This is a genomic window from Gluconobacter sp. DsW_058 (assembly GCF_002153615.1).
Taxonomy (GTDB): domain Bacteria; phylum Pseudomonadota; class Alphaproteobacteria; order Acetobacterales; family Acetobacteraceae; genus Gluconobacter; species Gluconobacter cerinus.
Map to the genome: position 1 here is coordinate 1 of NZ_JOPH01000046.1, position 14372 is coordinate 14372.

The following is a 14372-nucleotide window of genomic DNA, read 5'->3' on the forward strand; positions in this document are numbered from 1 at the left end:
TCTGTCCCATAAGGCTTCCTTCCACTCTCGTGAAAATAATACCCCATCAAAACACGGGACTAAACACCTAGCTTCCTCCACGTCCAACACACGTGCAAGGACGGGGCGCCGCAATTGATGTCGGACACCGGCCAATACCATTGCGTCCAGTGCCTCCTCCCATCTCTCGATAATTGAGGCCTGCATGATTTCAGCCTCGAGGAGGTTGGCCTCCCGAGCGATCAACGCAAGAGTGATTGCGTCCTTGTTAGGAAAATATTGATAGAGAGAGCCAATGCTGACGCCAGCCTTCTGGGCAATAGCATTCGTCGTGTAGCCTTCGAATCCTTTCACCTCAAAAATGCGAGCCGCCGCCTCAACGATCGCCTCTACGGTGTGCGTTGCATTCATCTGCCTAGCGGTTTTGCGGAGTTCAAGCGCATCAGGCGAAGGGCGTTTGACCATAAGGATATGCGAGTTTGATACATGAGCGAAAGCTCATATTTTTTGGTCACCACGTCAAGCTATTGGAGACCAAAATGATCACAATTGACACCCAACTCTGCGAAGACTTACTACGTGAAATCACAAAGGAAATTGCGGCGGCCGGGCCAAAATTTGCATCTTCGCTGCCCCTGGAGCAGCAAATCGTTTACGTCCGCAAGGCCAGCAAAGAAGCCGAAAACCGGCTCCGTTCCCATTTAGAGATGCATTACCCCAACATCGGCTGGACCGGTGAAGATGATCGTCCTCACCAGACGGACTATTGGCTCTACGATCCGATCGACGGGGCATATCATTACCTGTAAGGCCTTCCGCTCTGGTCGGCTTCGCTGGCGCTGGTCCGTAACGGTGAAGCCGTATTCTCGATCGTCTATGACCCAATCCTGAACGAGATGTTCATCGCTCAGCGCAAGGGAGATGCAAGTTGCAATGGTGTTGGTCTTAATGCATCTGCCAAAACAGAACTGAAAGCGGCGGTTGTTGGAAGCGCCATTTCTCCACTGGCGCAAGTTAGCCAGGAACAGCAGGATGAGGCTCTGTCCTTGATCCGCAGTGTCGCACGTTCAGTCTTTGTGGTGCGTCCGATGGCTGCGGCCTCTCTTCAACTCGCTTATGTGTCCGCCGGACGGCTCGACGCTTATGCCGACGTCGGGCAGGATGCCGTTGATTGGTTTGCGGGTGCTCTCCTTGTCCGCGAGGCTAGCGGATTGGTGACCGATCTGAGAGGTGGTGAAGTCGGGTGGACTGGTGACGGGATCCTAGCTGGCGGCGGCGCTATTCAACCCGCATTGTGGGCGGCGATCACGACGAACTAAATACGGCCCTGATATCACGCCAACTCCAACCGGAAATTGCATGAGGCGAGGTCTATGCTCAGAATAATCACCAAAGCATCAAGCTGCCTTTGATGCTTTCACGTCTCATGACGGCTAGTCTTCGCATAGTGCGTTAACTCTTTCACCAGATAATCGAACATCAATCGAATTCGACGATCGCTGCGCATGTCGGGATGAATCGCAACCCAAACATCCATAGAGAAAATCAGCTCGGCATGAAGAACGGGAACGAGATTTCTGTCTCGCTTTGCAATCCCTAATTGGTTTGCACCAATACCGAACCCAGCACGTAATGCAGCCAGCTGCGCGAGATCACTATCCGACCGGAAGGCAAACATTTCGCGGGTAAGCGGTACTCCCATCATTTCTATCATCCGAGAGTGGGCTGGGTTCCGGTCATATCCAATCAATGCATGTTGACGCAGATCGTAGAGACACAGAGGCATCGGACGCTTTTTAAGGTAATGCTGGTGAGCGTAAAGTCCGGCGTCAATATTTCCAATTCGCCTGGCCACCAGAGCAGCTTGACTAGGTCGGACCATTCGGACGGCAATATCCGCATCTCCGCGCAACAAGTCCTCATTACGGTTCGAGAGGACGAGCTCTACCGAGATTTGGGGGTAGAGTGAGTAAAATTCGGTGAGGAGCAAAGGAAGAACTTCGCCTCCAATCATTTCACTTGCAGTGATCCGTACGGTTCCTCGCGCCTCATCGGCCGTACCAGATGCCGAGCGCCATGCCGTCTCAGCGGCTGCAGCCATTGCCTCAGCCGAAGGGACTAACCGCAACCCCGCTTCTGTCGGGGATAGACCATCAATCGAGCGCGTAAAAAGCTTGACCCCGAGCGATGCTTCAAGTGCCGCGACCTGACGGCCCATCGTAGGTTGCGTCGTGGCGAGCATGCGGGCGGCACCCGACAGGCTTCCTTCACGCACCACCGCAAGAAATGCTCGGAATAGGTGCCAGTCTGGGACATGAGTATCCATGCATTATCGTATGCCAAATGTGCATTATTCGGCAATTAATGTTTGGGTATCCACAGCTTAGGGTCTGAACAAATCATCCATACCTGGAAAAGTCTCATGCCAACGAAATCCGTGTCCAGTGCCTCTGTGACCACTCGTGACCGTAGCCGCCATACAAAAGCAGATGAATCAATCAGTTCGGAGACCCATTTCCTGAAGGTCGATGGTGGTCAAATCGCTTACGACGACACAGGCGGAGATGGTCCACTAATCCTTGCGATCCCTGGAATGGGTGATCTGCGGTCCGAATATCGACTATTGTGCCCAATCTTGCAGAATGTGGGTTATCGGGTAGTGACCATGGATGTTCGTGGCTTTGGTGAGACGTCGGCGCAATGGCCCGACTATTCGGCGCATGCTGTTGGACGCGATGCGCTGGCGTTGATCGAACATCTGCAGGCCAGATCCGCAGTTATTCTGGGCAACTCGTTCGCCGCAGGGGCCGCGCTGTGGGCTGCACACGATGCGCCGATGCATGTGAGCAAAGTGGTACTGCTTGGCCCTATTGTGCGAGACCTGAAGGTATCGTGGTTTGCAATGCTTACTTTACAGCTTGGCTTTGCGGGGCCGTGGCGAGTCTGGTTCTGGGCCACTTATTGGAACAGCCTGTTTCCGACCCACAAGCCGGCGGATCAGGGGCGTGTCAAAGCCGCCATCATGAAAAACCTACGCGAACCGGGACGGATGGCAGCACTCCGAACCATGATCGGCCTATCGAAGGCAGATACTGCCGCTCTCATAGCTCGCAGTCGGGTTCCTGCCCTTGTGGTGATGGGCAGTCGTGATCCAGATTTTCCAGATGCAGAAGCCGAGGCACAGTGGCTCGCCACTCAACTTCATGCTGATAGTCTGATGATCGACGGGGCAGGGCACTATCCACATACCGAAATGCCGGAACAAGTTGCATCTGAACTATTGTCGTTCATTGCGCGAGTGCATGGTTAACTTGAGGTACATGTCGCAGTTTAAGTTGCGCTGCGACTTCCATGCGCTCTGACAGAGTAAATAGTGTGAATGCTTACCTAACTGTTAACAATGACGCATTTTCTGCTGAAGATGAACAGGCTATTTTAAGGCCAATGAGGCTCATAGCGATGTCGAATTTCTTATCAATTAACTTCAAAGCCGACATTCGGCTTCCCCCCCTCCCTGAACTGCCTGCCCGCTCATTGATGCAGTAACAGATAGGCGGCAGTCGCCTACAGGGTAGACATCAAAGTGGTGATGGCAGCTGCCCGAGAGCCGACATCGTCAGGCGAGCCGCGCTAGACGGAATTGGGACTTTCCTGTCATTCCGTACCAGCTCGACAAAGGGCAGCTTACAGTGGGAGCGGTCATTCTGTGAGTAACGGCGGTAGGACGGTTTGCCCCGGACTGGTCGAGACAATGGCACGCCCCTTACCGTGCGCCGAATGCATCGGTCGAGCGGACAATGAAGAACGAGGCCGTCAATAGGGGAAGCAAGCTCCACACCAGCGCGACCGAACCCAACCCACCGAGGATGAGACCGCCCACTATGCCGCCGCCTGCAATCGCAAGGTTCCACACTGTAACGATCATCGATTGCGCGACATCTGCCCCGCTACGCGCAGCCTTGGCAGACGCCGTCTGAAACAAGGTCGCCACGCCGCCAAAAGCGAGTCCCCAGACAGTTACGCCGCCATAGACCGCCATCGGCTCGGATCGGCCAAGGCCCATGATCAGCACTGCCATGAAGAACAGAGTGATAGCGCCGAGGGTCAGAAGACGCAGTCGGCGATCGATCAAAGCGCCGACCACCCATATGCCTAGCAGGGCCGAGACCCCGAATACCAGCAGAACGCGATCCGTCTGCGCGACCATGCCGGATTGGGCCAAATAGGGCACGATATAAGTGTAGAGGATATTGTGGGCGAGTACGAAAGCTAACGTCACCATCAAAATCGGGCGAATGCCAGGCATTGTCCAAACCTTCGCCAGCGATATTTTCTTTTCGCGGTCCGCACCGGGGAAGTCGGGCACCTTCAAGCAGGTCCATCCGATCAACAGTAACGTCAACGCGCTCATAATGCCGAAGCTGATCCGCCAACCCACCCAAGCACCCAGAAACGTGCCAGCCGGTAAGCCGATCGATAGAGCGAGCGGAGTGCCAACCATGGCGACAGCGATCGCGCGTCCTTCCAGATGCGGGACGACCATACGGGAGGCATAGCCTGCGAGCAGCGCCCAGAGTAGTCCGGCCGATACCCCAGCCAGCAGACGCGCGGCCACGACGACCGCATAAGAGGACGCGATGGCTGTGACGACATTGGCGACGGCGAAACCGGCGATTGCCATAAGCAGCAACGGGCGCCGCCGCATACGCTGGGTCGCACTTGTCAGCGGAATGGCTGCAACCAGCGAGCCGATCGCATAAACCGTCACCAATTGACCGGCTAACTCCTGTGAAATGTGCAGGCCGTCGCTGATCTGCGGAAGAAGACCAGCGGGTAGCGTCTCGGTGAGGATGGTGAGGAATCCCGCGGCTGCCAATGCGAGTAGGCTGGCGAGAGGTAGGCGCTCTCGCTCTGCATTGGCCTCGCAGGCCAGTGATATTTGTTCAAGCTGCATTAAAATCGTCCTGCAAATCGATGAAGGGCTCGGCAGGGCCAACAGTAAGCTCAATACAATTACAGAAAAATCAGCTACAGTTCCGAATAGTCAGGACATCATTGTCCGCAATGTGAGGCTTGAATGATGGACCGGCTTGGCGCTCTCAACGCCTTTATGCGCGCCGCCGAGACCCGCAGCTTCGTTGCGACAGGCCGCGATCTCGGCATTTCCGCTTCGGCTGTGGGCAAGGCCATCGCGCGTCTGGAAGAGCGGTTGGGCGTCCGGCTGCTCCATCGCAGCACCCGCAGCATGACTTTGACGGCCGAAGGCAGAACCTTCCTCGATCATTGTCGGCGAATCTTTGACGAAGTCGATGCCGCCGAGGCAATGCTGTTCCAGGCCAGTGACACGCCCTCGGGGGTGCTCCGGGTAAGCCTGCCGATCGCGGGCATGCTTTTGATGCCCGTGATTGCTGCATTTATGAAAACATGGCCGGACATCCGGATGGACATCGATTTCACCGATCGGATGGTCGCGGTGATCGAGGAAGGTTTCGACGCAGTGATCCGAACCGGCGAGATCGCCGATACTCGCTTGATGCACCGCAAACTGGGCGTCTTTCGACACCGCATTGTCGCATCGCCTGCCTATTTGGCACAGCACGGCACGCCGCTTACCCCGGAAGACCTGTTAAACCATGCCTGCCTGCATCACCGCTACATGAACAGCGGAAGGCTAGAGCCGTGGCCGCTTATGCGGAATGGCGTGGATCTGAAACTCGATCTGCCGGAGACAGCAGTCGTCAGCACGATCGAACCGCTCCTCTATCTTGCTGAACAAGGTTTGGGCGTTGCCTGCCTTCCGCCATTCGCGGTGAACAGGAAAATCGAGGCCGGTACGCTGGTCCCGCTTCTCGACGGTATGCTCCACGATGCGGGATCATTCAGGGTGTTGTGGCCGGCGAGCCGTTACATGCCACCCAAGACTCGTTTGTTCGTTGATTTTCTAGTCGACCATCTAGTGCTGGGATAGGCTCACCTGCGGCATTCGCTTGGTTATAGGCCATACCTCATCGTTCGCTTCAACTAACCTGATTGATGCATTCTGTTATGCACTGACATTTAGTTCAACAGATGAGAACGACCGGATGTGGTCGATCTCCGTCATGAACGTGGAACCTGCAAATGACTGCTTTCAATCATCTCTCCCCAATAACCGACCTGCTACTACCCCCCCCTTAACACCTGTCTGCTCAATAGAAACAGCGATGACGGCTTGGTTACCTCCATAATTCTCGCGACGAAATCAGCGAACTGACGGGCTTTGGCGGTCATCATCCGTCCTGCGGGAAAGACCGCTTAGAGGTCAATTGTTGGCAAGGACCATGCGTCAAGAACACGAACGACGGCGCCACTGTCGAGTTCTGGTGCAAACATCCAGTCGGACGCGATGGTTAGTCCCATATCCGCCAGAACGGCGGCCCTGAGCCCTTCCGCAGCGCTGACCTTAAGTCGTCCGCTGACAGAGACCGACACCGCGGCACCTTTGTGCAGGAATGACCAGGCGCTTGGTAACTGGCTGTAAATGATCGCTTCATGGTTCGCCAGATCTGCCGGAGACCAGAGGGCTGCTGCCCGTTTGAGATAGGCAGGCGTTGCGAGGACCGAGCGTTGCCCTGTTGCGATCTTCCGGGCGACGGCCGTGGAATCGGCAAGTGTTCCCATCCGCAGGGAAATATCGACGCCTTCCGCCACAAGATCGATCATCCGGTCATCAAGAATGATTTCGACGGTCAGCTGAGGATGATCCGCAAGAAACTGCGGTAATTCCGGGATGATATGCAGCCTTGCAAACGTCGTTGCCGCCGAGACCCGCAATCGGCCTGACAGACCTGCACCAGCTCCCTTTGCGGCAAGTTCCGCTTCATCGGCCTCCTGAATGGCGTTTCGGGCCCGCTCGTAGAAGTTCTGTCCTGCCTCGGTCGGCGTAAGGCCATGTGTGGAGCGGCTGAGCAGACTGACCTGAAGGCGCGCCTCAAGCTGCGCGACGGTCTTCGACACCGCAGGCTGTCCCACCCCAAGTTGTCGTGCGGCGGCCGAGAACGATCCCGTGTCCACCACGCGTATGAACGTGGCCATTGCCTGATAACGATCCACGATATTCCTCAAGGGAATGACCATTATCGCCTCAAGCAGTCTGCCCTGTCGAGTGCGGAAGAAGCATCTCTTAGGTATCAACCCGGACAGGCCGGGTTTCGAAGGAGCCCAGAGATGTCCGGTTCATTCATACGCGCTACGTCTGCGCTGGTAGTCGCAGACAGTCTTCTGGCTTTCCATCTGACAGGCAGCCTATTGCACGCTGCATCTGCCCTTCTGGGGCATGTCATTTCCGGCCTGTCTTCTACAAGACAGGGAGAAACCGCCGATGCTTGACGTCTACGCTTTCGCAACACCCAATAGCGTCAAGGTGACAATCGCATTGGAAGAGCTTGATCTTCCCTACACGCTTCACCGCGTGAACGTCCATAAAGGGGAGCAGAAGAGCCCGAAATTTCTAGCCCTGAACCCCAATGGCAAGGGGCCGGTTCTTGTGGAAACGGACAAGGCGGAACAGGCATTTTCTCTAACAGAATCAGCCGCCATTCTCGTTTTCCTTGCAGAGAAAACAGGCCGGCTGCTTCCCACTCAGGGCGAAGCCCGTGCCCGTGTTTTTGAGCAGCTGTTCTTTCATGCCTCTGGCCTCAGCCCGGCCTTCGGACAATCCGGCTTCTTCCAAAGGTTTGCGGCAACGCCCGAACCGATTGCTCTAGAGCGTTTCTCCACCGAAGCAAACCGCACGCTCCATGTCCTCGACACGGTTCTGGAGAAAAACCGGTTCGTGGCTGGAGACGAGTTTACCATCGCCGATATCGTCCATTTCGGCTGGCTATGGCGTCGCGGCTTTCCCAACATCACGCTCGACGACACGCCTCACGTCGCCCGCTGGTATGCGGATATCGAGAGCCGACCTGCCGTGCAACGCGGCATTGCCCGTATCGAAGCTCTGGTCCCCCAGGACTGAGACAGATCCTTCCAAGGAAAAATCATGTCCAAACTGTTTACCCCGTTCAAGGCAGGGGCGCTGTCGCTCGATCATCGTATCGTCATGGCCCCGCTGACACGTTTGCGGTCAGAACCCGGCGACAAAGCAGGCACGCTGATCCGCGAGTATTACACTCAGAGAACGTCGCAAGGCGGCCTCATCATTTCCGAAGCAACCCCGGTGGCCCGGGAAGGCTACGGCTATGCTGGCGCCCCTGGCATTTACGAGGATGCGCAGATCGAAGGATGGCGCGCTGTCACAGACGCCGTTCATGCGGGGGGCGGAAAAATCATCATGCAGCTCTGGCATGTCGGCCGGCAGTCCCACCCAGACCTTCAGCCGGGAGGCAAGGCCCCTGTCGCGCCGTCAGCCATTCAGGCCGAGGGCGATGCCTATACGGCCAATGGAGCCCGACCGTTTTCGGTGCCCCATGCCCTGAAGCTCCATGAAATTCCGGCTGTGATCGACCAGTACCGTCAAGGTGCAGCCCGCGCTAAAGCCGCCGGTTTCGATGGCGTGGAAATTCATGGTGCGAATGGTTACCTGCCGGACCAGTTCCTGCAGGACGGGACCAATCACCGCACCGATGAGTATGGCGGTCCGATTGAAAACCGCGCGCGGTTCCTGCTGGAGATCACGCAGGCTGCCATTGATGTGTGGGGACAAGAGCGCGTCGGCGTCCGGATTAGTCCGAGTGGTACTTACGGCTCCATGTCAGACAGTAGCCCACAGGAAACCTTCGGGTATGTCGCTGAAAAACTGAGCGATCTGGGCATTGCCTATCTGCATGTCGTCGAACCCCGTATCCAGGGAACGGAGCTGGTCTCGGATTCAGAGCCTGTGGCGGCAAAGCACCTACGCCAGCATTTCCGTGGCACAATCATTGCTGCGGGCGGCTTTACCGGTGAAAGCGCCGAAGCCATCCTTCAGGCAGGCGATGCCGACGCAGTGGCATTTGGACGGTCTTTCATCAGCAACCCCGACCTGCCGGAACGTCTGCGCCACAACCTGCCGCTCACTCCGTATGACCGCACAACCTTCTACGGTGGCGGAGCGCTCGGATACACCGACTATCCAGGCGCCAGAATAACGGCCTGACGCCTATTCCGGCATGGAATGACCAATAGTCCTCCCTGCCGTCATCCCCAAGAAATCTAGCCGGCCTAACGTCAGGCATCGCATTCTTCTTCAAAGGAAATACCCATGTCTCTTCAGGCAAAACTCGACGCTTTCAAAGCCGATTTCGAAGCCGGAAAGCCGCCTTACCATGTTCCCGCCTCGGTCATCGAAATCATGCACCGTGCAACGGCCGAACTGGTTGCCTCGGGGGCAGCGGACAACACGCTCAAAGCGGGCGCCAAAGCGCCGTCATTCACCCTGAACGACCCGGAAGGCAACCCGGTGTCCTCTGCCGATCTGCTGGCAAAAGGTCCGCTGGTCATCAGTTTTTATCGCGGTGTGTGGTGCCCCTACTGCAACATGGAGCTTCAGGCTCTTGAGGCCGCGCTTCCGTCTTTCCGCGAACTCGGCGCAAGCCTGATTGCCATATCACCCCAGACGGCCGTGAACAGCCGCAAGTCGGTCCGTCAGAACCATCTCGATTTCCCCATCCTGTCGGATGTCCATAACGACGTTGCAGCGGCGTTCGGTTTGCGGTTTGCACTGCCGGACTATCTCGTGGACCTCTATACCAACCTGAAAAACGATCTTCCGTCTTTCAATGGTGATGACAGCTGGACGCTGCCGATGCCGGGCCGTTTCGTTATCGGGCAGGATGGCCTAATCCTCTATTCCGAGGTCAATCCTGACTATACCCGACGCCCGGAGCCGGAAGACATGCTGCCAGCACTTCGAAAAGCAACACAGGCTTCGGCAAACTAATTCTTAGCCTTTTGGTTTCCGGATATGGCCCTATCAGCTCTTGGTTCAAGAGGCTATCCCGGTCGCCATCAGGCAAAAGCTTTTCCTGCACTGAGCCCAAGGGAGCGGCCCATGATTCACTTCTACTATGGACCCGGTCCGAACCCGGCAAAAATTGCGCTATTTCTCGCTGAAACAGGCATGGCTTTCGAAGCCATACCGGTCGATACCTATCGCGGGGCCCAGCATGATGCCGCATTTCGGGCCATCAATCCCAATGGCAAAGTGCCTGCTCTCATAGACACGGATCGTCCACAGGGCAGTCCCGCAATCCTGTTCGATTCCACGGCCATCCTTCTCTATCTGGCTGAGAAAACGGGACAGTTCCTTGGAACGGCCGAGGATCGCCCCCAGCTTCTGTCTTGGCTGATGTTTGTTGCAACGGGTCTTGGTCCCTTCTCAGGACAGGCTGTGCATTTCCAGCATGCGGCACCGGACGGTCTGGACTATGCGGTCCATCGATATCGTCGTGAAGCAGAGCGGCATTATCATGTCCTGAACGATCACTTGGAAGGGCGGTCTTTTATTGTCGGCGATCATTATACGATCGTGGACATGTCCGCATGGGGCTGGTTGGATCGGGCGGCACGGGTCATGAAAGGTGAAGACAGGCCCCTGGAACGCTGGCCCAATCTCGTCCGTTTCATGGACATGATGAACGCTCGTTCGGCAGTCGGGAATGCCCATGCCATCATGAACAGGCACGCCTTCAAGACCGTCATGGACGAAGACGCGCGACAGGCCATGTACCCGACCAGTTTCTCCCCGGTGTCAAAAGGAATCGCGTCATGAGCGCACCTTCTTCCGATTACGTTCCCCCCAAAGTCTGGACATGGACGGCACCGAGCGGTGGCAAATTTGCCAGTACGAACCGCCCGATAGCCGGATCCACGCATGAGCGGACACTTCCGGTTGGTCGGCACCCCCTCCAGCTCTATTCTCTTGGCACGCCCAATGGCGTCAAAGTCACGATCCTGCTTGAGGAACTGCTTGCTGCCGGTCATACGCAGGCCGAATATGACGCATGGCTTATTCGTATTGGCGAAGGGGATCAGTTCGGCTCCGGCTTTACGGAGATCAATCCGAATTCCAAAATTCCAGCCTTTGTCGATCACAGCGGCGATCAGCCTCTGGCCGTTTTTGAGTCCGGGTCAATCCTGCTGTATCTCGCTGAAAAATTTGGTGCCTTCATCCCCAAGAATATCGCTCATCGGACGGCCTGCCTGAACTGGCTCTTCTGGCAGGTGGGCAGTGCGCCCTATATCGGCGGCGGTTTTGGGCATTTCTATGCTTATGCGCCAGAGAAAATCGAATACGCGATCAATCGGTTTGCCATGGAAGCCAAGCGGCAACTGGATGTGCTTGATCGGCGCCTTGCAGAAAGCCCTTTCGTAGCTGGCGAGGAGTACACAATCGCCGATATGGCCATTTTCCCGTGGTACGGTGGCCTGGTAGAGGGTTGGCTCTATAATGATGCGGCCACCTTTCTGAGCGTTCATGACTATCCCCATCTCAGGGCATGGGCGGGCCGACTTCTGGAGCGGCCTGCCGTTCAGCGTGGCCGTATGGTCAACCGAACATACGGAGACCTCTCAAGCCAGCTTCATGAACGTCACGACGCATCCGATTTCGAGACAAAGACGCAGGATCGTCTCGGCAGCAAGACATAGATTCTCGACGTCCGATTCCTATAACGCATTTCCGGAACGGGACATTCTGCTTTCCCCCTTAGCGGCCTGTCTGCTCAAGGAATATGAGAATATGTAGTAGACAGGCGGGATACGCCCTCATCCCGGACATAAGGTAATCCCGTGTTTGTCTGGATAGCGGACATGGCTGTAGATACATCCATGTTGTGGCTTTCTGGCGCTTCCGGCAGAAAGAACAAGGGGCACTAAATAGTACAGACCGCTAGAGCGGTCTTCGTCAATGGTGCCAAAAGAACGGAGAGATCGGGCATCAGTTCTCCGCTGGTGGTGATTCTTTACCGTAATCCGACAGGCCAGCGTCTGCGACATTTGTGGAAAATGGGTTTGAACGTAAGACTTTCGAAACATCGGTGACTCTTCTGAAACGGGGGAACATCGACATTTCCATGACCTCAACGAAAGCCTCTTGTGCTGCCCGGTAGCAACTCGGCATCAAGTTTCCACGCTCTACTAAGTCGTTTTCGCGTCCTGAAATGAGATGCTTTAAAGCGGTGCCCCGCCGTGAAAGTGGAACAATAAACTTTGGAACCATCTCCCGGAGTTCAAGATCGATAAGCAAGTCGGAATAATTGGCGTGAACCAAATTCTGACTGACAAGAAAACGGATATACGACTCAAGGAAGTCATAATCCGAATACCCCATTTCAACGCCAAATTCGGAATTTGCCGATACGAGTTTATGCTCAGCGATTTTCAAGGCGAGGTCCATGCCGAAGTAGAGACTCCGGCAGATATTCGTCATTCCGAGGCAGAACAGGTCAAAGAACGATATGTCGAAAGCTGTGTTCTCGGTCGTGCGGGTCAGCATGCACTCGAGCACAGCAGAGATATCTTTTATATACTCCGTCTGAGTCAAACCGGCATTGTTGAAGAGACCTTGCACGGTGGCGTCAATGAAGCTGTTCGACTTTGGTATGACGACCTTGTTTCCAGTGACTTTGTCGGTTCGAGATTCCTGGCGAGCATCTACCCAGAACGTTTCCTTGCGATCAGGATGATGAAGAATGAGGAGCACAGGCACCGGATAGTGCTCCCAATATTTCTGGTGTTTTTCGTTTACGGTGTAGGACACGGTGTAGTCCGTTTCACCACTGAAATACGACTGTCCTGATTTGACTTGAACACCAACCATCATACCGGTCGGTTCGCTATTTTCGTCAAGGAACTCGATGTGGCCGTCGATGCCAAAATCTCCGGTCGAAGTTTCTCGCCAAATTAGTTCAAGGTCGGCCAACTTGGCCTGAATGGCCGCAATGCCCTTTCGTTCGGTGGCATAGTTTCCCCGCATGATTCAGGTTTCCAATTTTTGCAGCTCTTCTACGATTATCACCTCTTTGGGGAATAAGTCATGCTGCGTCGTGCATGGATGTCGCAGGAGGGCTGAGAGCCGCCACAAGCCGGGCATGCGTTGTTCTGAAAAGTGATCTCATGAGCGGATCTTCAGCGTCGCCCGCTGTCGACGTCAAAGCCCATCGCTAGACCATCAGCTCAGCCTCGAACGAACGGGCCGGCGAGGAGCTCGTCAAAGGACCACCTTTGTATCGGTTCCGGTGGAATGCAGACCGAAAGATCGTGCTGCCACCTCCCAAGGCCCTTGACGCTGAGGTTTACGCGAATTGGTAACCAATTGTTCGTGGGCGTGTTAGCAAGAATTTGGATACCAAAGACGCGCTCGACGCATAGAAGCGGGGTGTATTGCTGGTTGTTGGTGGGGTTGATGTAGGGGATTGCTGCCAAGCGGATTATCTCAAGATTCAGGTAGCGATCAAGCCACGGTGAACCAGCAAGTAGGTTGTAATACTCGGCAAACCTCGTCCCAAAATCTCGGTGAAACGGGCTTTCGCACCACCTGGTGCGACAGGCACGTCTTTACCTGCTGCGGCAACGCGTCCACGCCGGACACCATGGCCCATTTACCATTGCTGGTCATCAGGTCATGGCTATCTGACAAGGCCCACATCTTCGGAATGTCGACGGCTTGAATCCGTTCAACACTCGGGAAAACCGGACACCGAACCGTGTAGCTACCAGTTGAATCCTTGGTGACAGACGGCTTAGCCCTCAACGCGCGTCCGTCTCCAAGCTCATTCACAAGGACAAATCGCTCTTTGGCCGTGGTTTGTTCGTAACGATCGGCAAACGTAATCAAGGTATGAACGTCGCCGTCAATGAAGCTCTGCATATGGAAGCTCCATACTTCACCTTCAATGCCCAGAAATTTGCCAACAAATACGATATCGGGTCCTATGGCGATAAGGTCAGTATTGGTCTCCCCAACTGAGAGTGCATTGCGCTGTCTTTCAGCGCAATGCTCCTCGTGCTCGGCTTTCATCTCCCGAAGCACGTCAGCCGTGTAAGTCACCTCGTCCCGGTCGATCAGGTCGGCGTGGGTTGCACACAACCAAATGGCATTGGAGATGTGAGTGCGTTCCTCGCGGGTCATTGACGCGAGGTAACGCCGCGCGCCTGGTCCAGGGGCGGCGGCATGAATGTGCGCTGCCTTACCGATCATGTTCACAGCCTCGGGCGATTCATCGCTCGGTCCTGATGTCGGCTGTGGGCAATCACGAAACGAACAATGATGATTGGCGCGAAGCGCGACTGCATTCTTTGTGCTACGGGAGAATTCGTCGCGGTTACTCATCACACCTTACTATCCGAACAGCGGGCTTGGTGATCAGCTCGAAGCATTTTCCAGGACAGTGGATTTTGAAGCGTTCCGCCCTGATCTGGAGCAGGCTCTGGCC

The 14372-nt window shown here is 55.5% G+C and carries 14 protein-coding genes and 2 pseudogenes; 10 read left to right on the top strand and 6 right to left on the bottom strand.

The annotated features are described in order from the left end of the window. Nucleotides 1-444: TetR/AcrR family transcriptional regulator (locus HK24_RS09675; RefSeq protein ID WP_143412311.1), on the bottom strand; the 444-nt coding region annotated here is incomplete at its 3' end. A gap of 74 nt (nucleotides 445-518) precedes the next feature. Here HK24_RS09675 and HK24_RS09680 point away from each other — a divergent pair. Both HK24_RS09680 and HK24_RS09685 read left to right on the top strand, forming a co-directional pair. Then, nucleotides 519-788, top strand: coding sequence for a hypothetical protein (locus HK24_RS09680; protein WP_143412312.1), 270 nt, complete (start codon nucleotides 519-521; stop codon nucleotides 786-788). A 15-nt stretch (nucleotides 789-803) separates the two neighbouring features. After that, a pseudogene (locus HK24_RS09685) lies at nucleotides 804-1298 on the top strand (inositol monophosphatase family protein); the annotation flags it as partial. Nucleotides 1299-1396: 98 nt separating this feature from the next. On the opposite strand, the gene HK24_RS09690 reads toward HK24_RS09685, so the two are convergent. Continuing rightward, entirely contained in the window at nucleotides 1397-2305 is a 909-nt protein-coding gene (locus HK24_RS09690) for a LysR family transcriptional regulator (RefSeq protein ID WP_086634313.1), read from the bottom strand. Nucleotides 2306-2401: 96 nt separating this feature from the next. Between HK24_RS09690 and HK24_RS09695 the strand changes: the two genes are divergently transcribed. Further along, a complete protein-coding gene (locus HK24_RS09695; protein WP_086634314.1) occupies nucleotides 2402-3289 on the top strand; it encodes an alpha/beta fold hydrolase in 888 nt (295 codons plus the stop codon). Nucleotides 3290-3742: 453 nt separating this feature from the next. On the opposite strand, the gene HK24_RS09700 is transcribed toward HK24_RS09695, so the two are convergent. Next, nucleotides 3743-4933: an MFS transporter gene (locus tag HK24_RS09700; RefSeq protein ID WP_086634315.1), complete on the bottom strand. Its 1191-nt coding sequence runs from the start codon at nucleotides 4931-4933 to the stop codon at nucleotides 3743-3745. A gap of 123 nt (nucleotides 4934-5056) precedes the next feature. Here HK24_RS09700 and HK24_RS09705 point away from each other — a divergent pair, with 123 nt between their 5' ends. Continuing rightward, nucleotides 5057-5947, top strand: coding sequence for a LysR family transcriptional regulator (locus HK24_RS09705; protein ID WP_233126219.1), 891 nt, complete (start codon nucleotides 5057-5059; stop codon nucleotides 5945-5947). A gap of 194 nt (nucleotides 5948-6141) precedes the next feature. Here HK24_RS09705 and HK24_RS09710 read toward each other — a convergent pair. Then, a pseudogene (locus HK24_RS09710) lies at nucleotides 6142-7071 on the bottom strand (LysR family transcriptional regulator). Nucleotides 7072-7185: 114 nt separating this feature from the next. Between HK24_RS09710 and HK24_RS13590 the strand changes: the two are divergent. The 6 genes from HK24_RS13590 (at nucleotide 7186) to yghU (ending at nucleotide 11586) form a co-directional block, all read left to right on the top strand. Beyond that, a complete protein-coding gene (locus tag HK24_RS13590) occupies nucleotides 7186-7347 on the top strand; it encodes a hypothetical protein (RefSeq protein ID WP_158092997.1) in 162 nt (53 codons plus the stop codon). Next, nucleotides 7340-7975: a glutathione S-transferase family protein gene (locus HK24_RS09715; protein WP_086634316.1), complete on the top strand. Its 636-nt coding sequence runs from the start codon at nucleotides 7340-7342 to the stop codon at nucleotides 7973-7975. The genes HK24_RS13590 and HK24_RS09715 overlap by 8 nt, the downstream gene beginning before the upstream one ends. Nucleotides 7976-7999: 24 nt before the next feature. Next, entirely contained in the window at nucleotides 8000-9094 is a 1095-nt protein-coding gene (locus HK24_RS09720; protein ID WP_086634317.1) for an alkene reductase, read from the top strand. A 105-nt stretch (nucleotides 9095-9199) separates the two neighbouring features. Next, nucleotides 9200-9877 (top strand): peroxiredoxin-like family protein, encoded by a 678-nt coding sequence (locus HK24_RS09725; RefSeq protein WP_086634318.1) that lies wholly within the window; start codon nucleotides 9200-9202, stop codon nucleotides 9875-9877. Between the two features lie 111 nt (nucleotides 9878-9988). After that, nucleotides 9989-10708, top strand: a complete 720-nt coding sequence (locus HK24_RS09730; protein ID WP_086634323.1) for a glutathione S-transferase family protein — start codon at nucleotides 9989-9991, stop codon at nucleotides 10706-10708. Further along, nucleotides 10705-11586, top strand: a complete 882-nt coding sequence (yghU, locus tag HK24_RS09735; RefSeq protein ID WP_086634319.1) for a glutathione-dependent disulfide-bond oxidoreductase — start codon at nucleotides 10705-10707, stop codon at nucleotides 11584-11586. Before HK24_RS09730 ends, yghU begins: the two co-directional genes overlap by 4 nt. Nucleotides 11587-11875: 289 nt before the next feature. On the opposite strand, the gene HK24_RS09740 is transcribed toward yghU, so the two are convergent. After that, nucleotides 11876-12913: a DUF4365 domain-containing protein gene (locus tag HK24_RS09740; RefSeq protein ID WP_086634320.1), complete on the bottom strand. Its 1038-nt coding sequence runs from the start codon at nucleotides 12911-12913 to the stop codon at nucleotides 11876-11878. A 477-nt stretch (nucleotides 12914-13390) separates the two neighbouring features. Continuing rightward, nucleotides 13391-14269: a hypothetical protein gene (locus tag HK24_RS09745; RefSeq protein WP_198942113.1), complete on the bottom strand. Its 879-nt coding sequence runs from the start codon at nucleotides 14267-14269 to the stop codon at nucleotides 13391-13393. Between the last annotated feature and the right edge of the window lie 103 nt (nucleotides 14270-14372).

Bases quoted from the DNA above. Each gene is read 5' to 3' on its own strand.
- HK24_RS09745 (WP_198942113.1), bottom strand. From the start codon at position 14,269: ATGAGTAACCGCGACGAATTCTCCCGTAGCACAAAGAATGCAGTCGCG.
- yghU (WP_086634319.1), top strand. From the start codon at position 10,705: ATGAGCGCACCTTCTTCCGATTACGTTCCCCCCAAAGTCTGGACATGG.
- HK24_RS09695 (WP_086634314.1), top strand. From the start codon at position 2,402: ATGCCAACGAAATCCGTGTCCAGTGCCTCTGTGACCACTCGTGACCGT.
- HK24_RS13590 (WP_158092997.1), top strand. From the start codon at position 7,186: ATGTCCGGTTCATTCATACGCGCTACGTCTGCGCTGGTAGTCGCAGAC.
- HK24_RS09700 (WP_086634315.1), bottom strand. From the start codon at position 4,933: ATGCAGCTTGAACAAATATCACTGGCCTGCGAGGCCAATGCAGAGCGA.
- HK24_RS09705 (WP_233126219.1), top strand. From the start codon at position 5,057: ATGATGGACCGGCTTGGCGCTCTCAACGCCTTTATGCGCGCCGCCGAG.
- HK24_RS09730 (WP_086634323.1), top strand. From the start codon at position 9,989: ATGATTCACTTCTACTATGGACCCGGTCCGAACCCGGCAAAAATTGCG.
- HK24_RS09690 (WP_086634313.1), bottom strand. From the start codon at position 2,305: ATGGATACTCATGTCCCAGACTGGCACCTATTCCGAGCATTTCTTGCG.
- HK24_RS09680 (WP_143412312.1), top strand. From the start codon at position 519: ATGATCACAATTGACACCCAACTCTGCGAAGACTTACTACGTGAAATC.
- HK24_RS09740 (WP_086634320.1), bottom strand. From the start codon at position 12,913: ATGCGGGGAAACTATGCCACCGAACGAAAGGGCATTGCGGCCATTCAG.
- HK24_RS09715 (WP_086634316.1), top strand. From the start codon at position 7,340: ATGCTTGACGTCTACGCTTTCGCAACACCCAATAGCGTCAAGGTGACA.
- HK24_RS09725 (WP_086634318.1), top strand. From the start codon at position 9,200: ATGTCTCTTCAGGCAAAACTCGACGCTTTCAAAGCCGATTTCGAAGCC.
- HK24_RS09720 (WP_086634317.1), top strand. From the start codon at position 8,000: ATGTCCAAACTGTTTACCCCGTTCAAGGCAGGGGCGCTGTCGCTCGAT.